General features: G+C 61.4%; 6 protein-coding genes and 1 pseudogene. 5 read left to right on the top strand and 2 right to left on the bottom strand.

The genetic code is table 11. The features are described 5' to 3' along the window. Nucleotides 1-311: 311 nt before the first annotated feature. On the top strand, nucleotides 312-1379 hold the full coding sequence (locus tag EET03_RS28165; protein ID WP_082274524.1) for a cytochrome P450: 1068 nt from the start codon (nucleotides 312-314) through the stop codon (nucleotides 1377-1379). Here EET03_RS28165 and EET03_RS28160 read toward each other — a convergent pair. Continuing rightward, nucleotides 1326-3095 carry an ABC transporter ATP-binding protein gene (locus EET03_RS28160; protein ID WP_075541860.1) on the bottom strand — a complete coding sequence of 590 codons (1770 nt, stop codon included), beginning with the start codon at nucleotides 3093-3095 and terminating at the stop codon, nucleotides 1326-1328. The two genes, EET03_RS28165 and EET03_RS28160, sit on opposite strands and share 54 nt — an antisense overlap. Nucleotides 3096-3584: 489 nt before the next feature. Here EET03_RS28160 and EET03_RS28155 point away from each other — a divergent pair. From EET03_RS28155 to EET03_RS28140, 4 genes and pseudogenes are all read left to right on the top strand, one after another. Further along, a pseudogene (locus tag EET03_RS28155) lies at nucleotides 3585-3828 on the top strand (hypothetical protein); the annotation flags it as partial. 409 nt (nucleotides 3829-4237) lie between these two features. Beyond that, nucleotides 4238-5374, top strand: a complete 1137-nt coding sequence (locus tag EET03_RS28150) for a cytochrome P450 (RefSeq protein WP_075541856.1) — start codon at nucleotides 4238-4240, stop codon at nucleotides 5372-5374. 15 nt (nucleotides 5375-5389) lie between these two features. Further along, nucleotides 5390-5584, top strand: a complete 195-nt coding sequence (locus EET03_RS28145; protein ID WP_136625774.1) for a hypothetical protein — start codon at nucleotides 5390-5392, stop codon at nucleotides 5582-5584. 353 nt (nucleotides 5585-5937) lie between these two features. Further along, a complete protein-coding gene (locus EET03_RS28140) occupies nucleotides 5938-6903 on the top strand; it encodes a sulfotransferase family protein (RefSeq protein WP_208649154.1) in 966 nt (321 codons plus the stop codon). Nucleotides 6904-6960: 57 nt separating this feature from the next. Here EET03_RS28140 and EET03_RS28135 read toward each other — a convergent pair. After that, nucleotides 6961-8485 (bottom strand): thioesterase domain-containing protein (locus EET03_RS28135; protein ID WP_167470726.1); only part of this gene is annotated, 1525 nt, incomplete at its 5' end.

The raw sequence follows: 8485 nt of genomic DNA, 5'->3' as shown, positions 1-8485 counted from the left end.
CGCTACCACCACACCGACATCGAGATCGACAAACTCGCCGAGGCCACCCCCACTCAACGCCGTGCTTTCGACCTCATTGAGGCCACCATCCCCCTGACCATCGCCGCGTAGCCACAAACACAAACCAGCAAACCAGCAAACCCCCAGTTCAGGGCGGAAAACCCTTACCCAGGCAGCCGTAACTTCCGTCTAGACTAGGGCAGGCACTAGGAATACCGGATGCGGACTGGGCAGAACTGGGCAGACTGACTGACGCCGCCTACGCAACCAATGTTGAGCAGGAAGCCGCCCTGGCACACGGTGAATTGCTCATGTATCTCTTCGGCTTGCTAGAGCAGCGTCAAGCAGATCCTCAGGATGACTTTGTGACAGCGCTATCCAATAGCGCCGCGAACGGCCATCCCCTTACCGATGATGAAATCTTACTCAATTGCGACGGCATGCTCAGCGGCGGGCTTGAAACGACACCGCTTGCAGTAGCCGGTGCCCTGGTAGCCATCGCCGACAATCCGGATTGCTGGCAACAGCTTCGTGGGCGCCCAGAGCTGTTTGACTCAGCTGCTGAAGAAATCTTGCGTTGGACTTCCCCTGCGGCGCACGTGATGCGGACCGCCGTCGTCGACATATCGCTTGGTGAGGCCCAGATTCGATCGGGCGACCGAATCGTCGTGTGGCTACCTTCCGCTAACCGTGATGAAGCCGTTTTTCCTGACCACGGGTTCGTCATTGGCCGCAATCCGAACCCGCACCTATCCTTTGGCGGCGGTCCACACTCTTGTGTCGGTGCAGTGCTAGCTCGACTTGAGTTGCGCTGCCTGTTAAGGGTCTTGGCGCGGCTCGTTTTCTCCATCGACGTGACTGGCCGGGAAGTACGCCGTCACTCCAACTTTCTGCACGGTCACGAGATAGCCGGAAGTAACCATGCTGACCGCGACTCATCCATGACCTCCAAACCGGTGACATTCGTGCTCGTCCTTGCTGATGAACGACGGCGCCGCCGCCGGCACTCTCCACGGAGACCGCGTGTTCGACGACATTCGCCGAGTTCTGCAGCCGCCGAACGAGATCCGCGCCGACCACCCTGGACCTGGCGCGGGGCGGCGATGGCGAGTCGAGCGATTCCGTACAGCACGACACTTACTTCCGAGCGGCCGGCGGAACGCGGCCACGCGAGTGCTTTCCCTATGTGTGAGGGCGGGCATCAGCACCCAGTGCCCGCAACCTTGTGCATCAAGGCTCAGACGAGCGTCGCCGTCAGCCGCTTGAAGACTCCGACCCGCAAGCCCACATCGACAGCAAATTGTCGATCGGGAAAGCTTGGGTCGCTATTGGGGAGCGAGTTCGTGCTCGATGAGTTCGCGGTAGACGGGCATGCCTAACAGTTCCGTGTGGGTGCCGGTTGCGTGGATCCGGCCCTGCCGAAGAACCAGGATTTGGTCGGCGTTGGTGACGGTGGAGAGTCTGTGGGCAACTACGAGAAGACTGCGCTGGCCGCGCGCTTGCAGCAGGTTGGTCATGACGTCGTATTCGTTGGCGCGGTCGAGATGGGCGGTTGGCTCGTCCATGAGGATGAGCTGCGATCGGGACAGAAATGCACGGGCCAGGGCCAGTCGCTGGCGTTGGCCACCGGAAAGGCTGCGTCCGCGTTCAAGTACGGGGTTGTCGAGCCGTTCAGGAAGACGGGCGATTTCCTCGGCTATATTCGCCTGTTCGAGGACCCGCCACAAGTCGGCGTCGCCAGCGTCCGGATCGGCGATGAGCAAGTTGTCGCGGATGGTGCCATGGAGCACGGGTGCGTCTTGTTCCAGAAGCCCGAGCCGGCCGCGGAGATCTTTGAGGGGGATGCTGCGGATGTCGCGGCCTTCCCAGCGCACGGTCCCGGCGCTCGGCTCGTGGAAACGGCACAGCAATGCCAGAATGGTTGACTTTCCGGCGCCAGATGGCCCGATCAGTGCGGTGGTCTGATCTCGGAGGAGCGCGAAGGAAAGGTCGTCCAGGACGGGGTCCTTGCTGTAGGAGAACGACACGTGGTCGAATTCGACCAGCGGCGCGCTGTCCTGGCCTTCCCCCGCGAACCCCGGTGCGCTCGGCGTGTTGACACCGTCCGAAATGGCGGGCGACGGCGGGTCGCCCTCTGGCAGTTCCCGCAGGATGGCGATGAGGTGCTGATGCGCGCCTGCTGCGATACGCACATTGGCGAATGCGATAAACGCAGCGGTGACGGGAAAAACCGCGTACACGACGAAGGCGAACAGACTGACGAACTGGCCAACGGGCAAGCCGCCGTCCGCGACGCGGCGCCCATTAATGATCATGATTGCCAGAAATGAGCCGGTGACGCCCAACCGGAAAACTAGAATACTGATGGCGGTGGATGACGCAATGCGGACGCCAGACTCATAGGCGGCGTGTGCACTGCCGCCGATGGACTTCGCTTCGCGGTCTTCAGCACCGTACAGCTTTACGGTGCGAGCGGCGCCCAGGGCTCGCTCCAATCCGGCTGTGTAGTCACCTAGCGCGGCCTGGCAATTCAATGAGGCGCGTTGGATCCGTGACAGAAACGGACTGCCGGCAGCGAACGCCACCCCCATGGCCGCTGCCACGATACCCACGGTGAGCGCATCAATTGTGAGCATGAAGATGCCAGCACCGAGCAAGGTCAACACCCCAAAAACGACGTCGCCGACGGCGCGTGGCATCTCACGCAACATACTTGCGTCGCTTGTTCCGCGGGCCAGCAGGGTTCCGGTGCGACTCTCGTCCAATAGTCCGATCGGCAGGCGAACAACGTGATTGGTGAAGATGGCTCGCAACCGCAACACGATCTTCTCGCCGACCCGGCCCAGCCGATAATGCCCTAACGCCTCGGCCAGCAGCTGCCCGGCAAGCATGATCACCAGCAAGATGGCCAACTTGAAAATCGGTGAGCCGGCCGCTGCACCGTCGACGAGCCGGCCAATCAGCAGCGGCTGCAGCAGGGTGAGCGCGGTCGCAACGCCGAGCAGAACCACGCTCGCCATCATCGAGACCCAATGGGCGCGAAGCAGAGTGAGCATGCGATGTTCGGTGGCTACGAAGCTTTTGGCTGGCGCCATCAACACTTATCCTTTCCGGCGCGCTGGTCAGCACTAACCGAGCGTGTCCCGAGTCTCGCGGAACTTCGGTGATGGTCCACGGCGAATTCTAGACGATCCCCGACTTATTGAGTAGCCAAATCACTTAAGCTTCCAAATCACTTAACTCGGACACTACCAGGACCCTGACCGGCCCGCTGTTGAAATTTGCATTAATGCAACGCTGGTCGATGAATTCTATTTTTTTGCTTGCGGCCACCATATCGTTGTAGATGAATTCGACTTAGCCCTTATTGGGAGTCGGATTGCGGCCGTCTACTTTTCCGCTATTTCCGGCGCAACCATTGCTCTCACTCCATCGGCTCGCTGCTCGACCTGGTTAGCCGCGAATAGAATACGAAGCCTCGAGCGATTATATTGAAGACAAGGATCGGCTTGTTCTCTATGACCGCTGACGACCGCGTGTCTCTTAGTAGTGCGGGCGCCGGTCAACCATTCGAATTTCGAGGGGCGGTGACCGCCGATCCCGGCCGGGCGTTGTCGTCGATTGATCTGCTCGACGAGGAGGAACGCTTCGACCTCGCTACCATCGGCAACCGCGCGGTGCTGACCAACCCGCACCAGCGGCGGTGTCGATCCCGGCCGCGTTGGCCGCCCAGGGTCGCGCGCACCCCCGATATCTATGACCTATCGACAATTCGATGAGGCCTCCAACCGGCTGGCGCACTTGCGCTGCCAGGCATCCTTCATTCCCTGCAGGGCCGGTCGCGATGCCGGTCTCCACACACGCCCATCGAGCAGATCGTTGACCGTTATCGTTCCAGCCATGACCTGAGCGTGGCCCCAAGATAGCGACCTGACCAGCCGATTTCACGGCAGGCGTCCGACCGCCGACCTAACACCCGCATCACCGCAGCCAACCGACCAACCCAACCAATACCTCGACGGTCCGAGGCCGGCCTCACTAGTTACCCTCTACTGTAAAATCACTCTGCCCTGGACATGCCACCTAAGTCGTCGAGAACTGAACCAGAGGGACATTGGCCAACTACCCGTACCGTGGGCAGAACCGGCGCTTGCCCATTTGGCAGCCTGACGCAACACCTACTGACCCAGCTGCCCCCGCCTTTCATGCCCTGCCTAGCCGGTTCAGCGCGTGGAAGGTGGCGCGCCGCGAGTATCCGGTTGCTTGGACTGAGTCGGCCAATTACGGCGAATTCTGGTGCGTTACCACCCACGGCTTCGCGCGCGAAGTGCTGCAAAATCCTCGGCACTTCGCATCGGCCTCCGGTATGCGCCTGGGTGCCAACGAACGCGCGGTCGCGTTGGCTTCCGGAAAAATGCTGGTCGTCACCGATGGCGCTGATCACCGCAGACTGCGCGCCGCACACACCGCGTGGCTGTCAAGCTCAGCGATTGATCGCATCCGTCCCGGTATGGAACATGACATTGAGAGTCTGGTCGCCGATCTGCTTGCGCGCGGTGGCTCGTTCGACGCCGTCAAGGAACTCGGCGCGATCGTCGCCCGCCAGGTCTTGGCGCGAGTGCTCGGCATACCGCAGGCGGACTGGGGAGAACTTGCCCAACTGACCGACGCCGCCTACGCAACCAATGTCGCGCAGGATGCTGCCGAAGCACACGGTCAATTGCTTATGTACCTCTATGAACTGCTGCAACAGCGTCGAGCAAATCCACAGGACGACTTTGTGACCGCGCTCTCGCAGGCGACTGTGGATGGCCGTCCGCTCACCGACGACGAGGTTTTGCTGAACTGTGTCGGCATGCTTACCGGTGGGCTGGAGACGACTCCGCTCGCGGTATCGGGTGCCCTGGTTGCTTTCGCCGAAGATCCGGCTTGCTGGCAGCGGTTGCGCGAGCACCCGGAGTTGTTGGACGCAGCCGTCGAGGAGATCCTGCGTTGGACTTCTCCCGCGGCACACGTGATGCGGACGGCCACCACCGACGTATCCCTTGGTGAAGCCCGGATTCGAGCAGGCGACCGCGTCGTCGTGTGGATACCTTCCGCCAATCGTGACGAAGGCGTTTTCCCCGACGGCGACCGTTTGGTGGTGCACCGCGAACCGAACCCGCACCTGTCCTTCGGCGGGGGGCCCCACTACTGTGTTGGCGCGGTTTTAGCTCGCCTCGAACTGCGCAGTCTGTTCATGATCCTGACGCGGCTCGTTGTGTCCGTCGCCGTGACGGGGCGAGAAGTACGCAGGCAGTCAAATTTTCTGAGTGGCCACGAGGTCGCTGAAGTAACCATCGTGCCTGACCCGGAAGCTTGCCACAGGAGGTAGCCACTGGAGGCAATGGTGTCAGACGGGTCAGCCAGCGTGGTCATCGAGTCGTCGACGCTGCTGTCGATTGTCAGCCGATTCCAGGTAACAATCGAGGAGTTGGTCAATACCTGCTTGAGTCGGCTGGCGTACCGGCTGAGCGATTCGGTAGTCGGGAGCTATCGCATACACCGAAGCGGCAAAGCGTTCAGCAGCCGGCTGGACAAGTGATATGCATCGGTTCGGCAAATGGAGACGGCAATGTGCGCAATATAGTGATTAACCGCGATAGCGCCGGGTCACTGGCTAGTCTGCCGCTATGAGCGAGAGGCGACGCATAGCCGCGAAGCGCCCCGCGGGATCTTCTTTCTTCCGTTGGGCGGCAGCGCAGATCGATCAACTCCATGCGGCCACACGCGCCAAGAGCTCACGGTTTGATGCCGCGGCTGTCACCGGCCACCTCGAAACTTTTTTCGACGAACAGAGATGTATCGACGTTGCCGGGCTGGCCTGCCGGCGGACCATCTGATGGTCGAGCACCGCGCTCCTGCGCCGCACGCGGCATCAAGCACGGAGTTGTGCTCGTGACCTCCGCCACGCAGAGCGGGACTTCGGCCCGCCCGGTTGTTCTGTTCGTGCTGGGCTCGGGCCGGTCCGGAACGTCGGCGCTTACGCGGGTTCTCTCGCTATGCGGTGGTACGCTCCCGCCCGGGCTGCTGGGCGCCAACTCGGCCAATCCGCGTGGCTATTGGGAGCCTCGCAAAGCCATCATTCTCAATGAAGCAATCCTGCGGCGCCTTGGCAGCGCGTGGGACGACCCGACGCTGCGTCTGCAGGAGGAAGGTGCGTTTGACGCCGAATACAAGGCCGCCTGCATCACCAAGATCAGGGCTTTTCTCACCACGCTGCCGGCCGCACCGCTCATGGTCATCAAGGAACCGAAGATTACGGTGCTGTCCGGCGTGTGGTTCGAGGCTGCGCGTCTAGCCGGTTTCGATGTCGTGGCCGTGATTGCGGTGCGCCACCCGCAGGAGGCCATCGCGTCGCTTAGGAGGGTGGGTCCCTCCCCAGAGCTTGCAAGTGCCTTGTGGCTGAAAGCCAATCTGCTGGCCGAGAGAGACACGCGCGGCTCGCCGCGCGTGTTCGTCGAATACGCAAACCTCCTGGACAACTGGCGCCGGGAAGTAAAGCGGATTTCCGCGGCGCTCGCGATCGATCTCAACACCCGGGATGAGGGCGCGATCGAGGTGTTTCTCAACCGGGATCTTCGCCGCCAGCGACACTGCGGCCCGGTGACAGACCCCTTCGGCGCAGACTGGATTTCCGCCGTTTACGAATCGCTGAGCGCAGCCGCGCGAGACGAGCCCTGGGATGGGTCCGCGCTGGATCGCGTTTTCGAGGCGTATCGGACGAGCGAACATGGTTTCCGAACGGCGCTCGAGGAGTTCCACCGGATGCGCCGCCTAAGTTTTGCGATGCGGCCGTCCATCATGAAGCTGATCTACGAGGTCAACGCGATGGCTCAACGACGCAGCGGGACTTGGGCCTAATGCAGGGAATCGAACGCGAATCTCTATCGTAAAGTCAAGGTGAAATCTAGAAGCATCTCAGTTTAGTGCCACCTTGAGTTGTTCTCCGAATGACTTCAGCACCTCCCTTTGCAGCATTTCATGATGTTCGCAATCGACAGGGTATTCGACGACGTCGCCAGAAACGTATGGCCGCCAACTTTGTACAAGCGGCGAACCACTGCCAGGCTGCCGGGCCGAGAAGATAACCACGTCACCGTCGAATATTTCTGGCGCATGCTGTAAAAGGAGGCGCATACCAGTGTTTATGTTCTTGCCGATGATTTCCACGAGCTGTCTGGGTGGGAGAATGATGTCCGCCGCGTCATGCTGGTGAACCAATGCCTCTGCCTGCTGATAAGTAAGTGGTCGGGACCCTTCCCCGTACTCGAGATCTTCAATATGGATGCCAGCCGCCGTTAGCATCATCTTGAGAGCATCGCTTTCCGAGGCGTGATCTGGCAAGTTTTGGACGTCAATTGGGGTGTCGAGACTAGCATCGAAGATTATCAGGCGCCCTACTGCGCATCTCCGCCGGCGCAGCTCAACGGCAACCTGATGCGCAATGACGCCGCCAAGAGAATAGCCGAGAATATTGTATGGGCCGTCCGGATGAACCGCTCGGAGCGTATCTGCATAGTTCTTGGCCATATCGCGGATTGACCTGGGCTCAGATCCCCCATTTTGCGCGGCTTGTTGAATGCCAATGATTGGGCAGCCCAGATACGGACCTAGGTTTCGGTATGGCCAGGCGAGGCCCCCCAAAGGATGAATACAAAACAGCGGAACCCCAGCGCCATCCTTGAATACCTCGAAAGGAACAACCTCGACCGAACTGTTCGGTGAGTCCAGCTGTCGGCTCAGGCTTTCAACCGTGGGCGCTTCAAACAGGGTGCGTACCGCTAGATCGGCGCCCAAGGTGGTGTTGATCGTCGCGATCACCCTTATCGCTAGCAGTGAATCCCCACCGAGCTCGAAGAACGACTCCTCCACCCCGACCCGCTCCAGCCCGAGCACCTGGGCGTAGATGCCGGCCAGGATCTCGTCGACCGCGGTGGCCGGGGCGCGGTAGCGGTCGCCGTCTTGGTAGTCGGGTGCTGGCAGGGCGCGGGTATCGAGCTTGCCGTTGACCGTCAGCGGCAGTTCGGCGAGCACCATCACCGCCGCCGGCACCATGTAGCCCGGCAGCCGCTGGGCCAGCGCGGCGCGCAGCTTGGCCGGTTCCACTGTCCCGGTGGCCGTCTCGGTGACATAGCCGACCAGGCGCTTATCCCCGGGGTGGTCCTCGCGGGCGATCACCACCGCCTGATCCACCCCATCCAGCCTGGCTAACGCCGCCTGAACCTCGCCGCACTCGATGCGGTATCCGCGGATCTTGACCTGCTCATCGGCGCGCCCGAGATAATCCAACTGCCCATCAGCACCCCAGCACACCAAATCCCCAGTCCGGTACATCCGTTGTCCCGGCGCCCCCGCGCCGGCGAACGGACACGCCACAAACCGCGACCCGGTCAACCCAGACCGACGCCAATACCCGACACCCACCCCCGCACCGGCCACATAC

Origin of the sequence: Mycobacterium innocens (assembly GCF_900566055.1) — a bacterium.
GTDB classification, from domain to species: Bacteria; Actinomycetota; Actinomycetes; order Mycobacteriales; family Mycobacteriaceae; genus Mycobacterium; species Mycobacterium innocens.
This window is presented reverse-complemented; position numbering and strand designations above follow the sequence as displayed.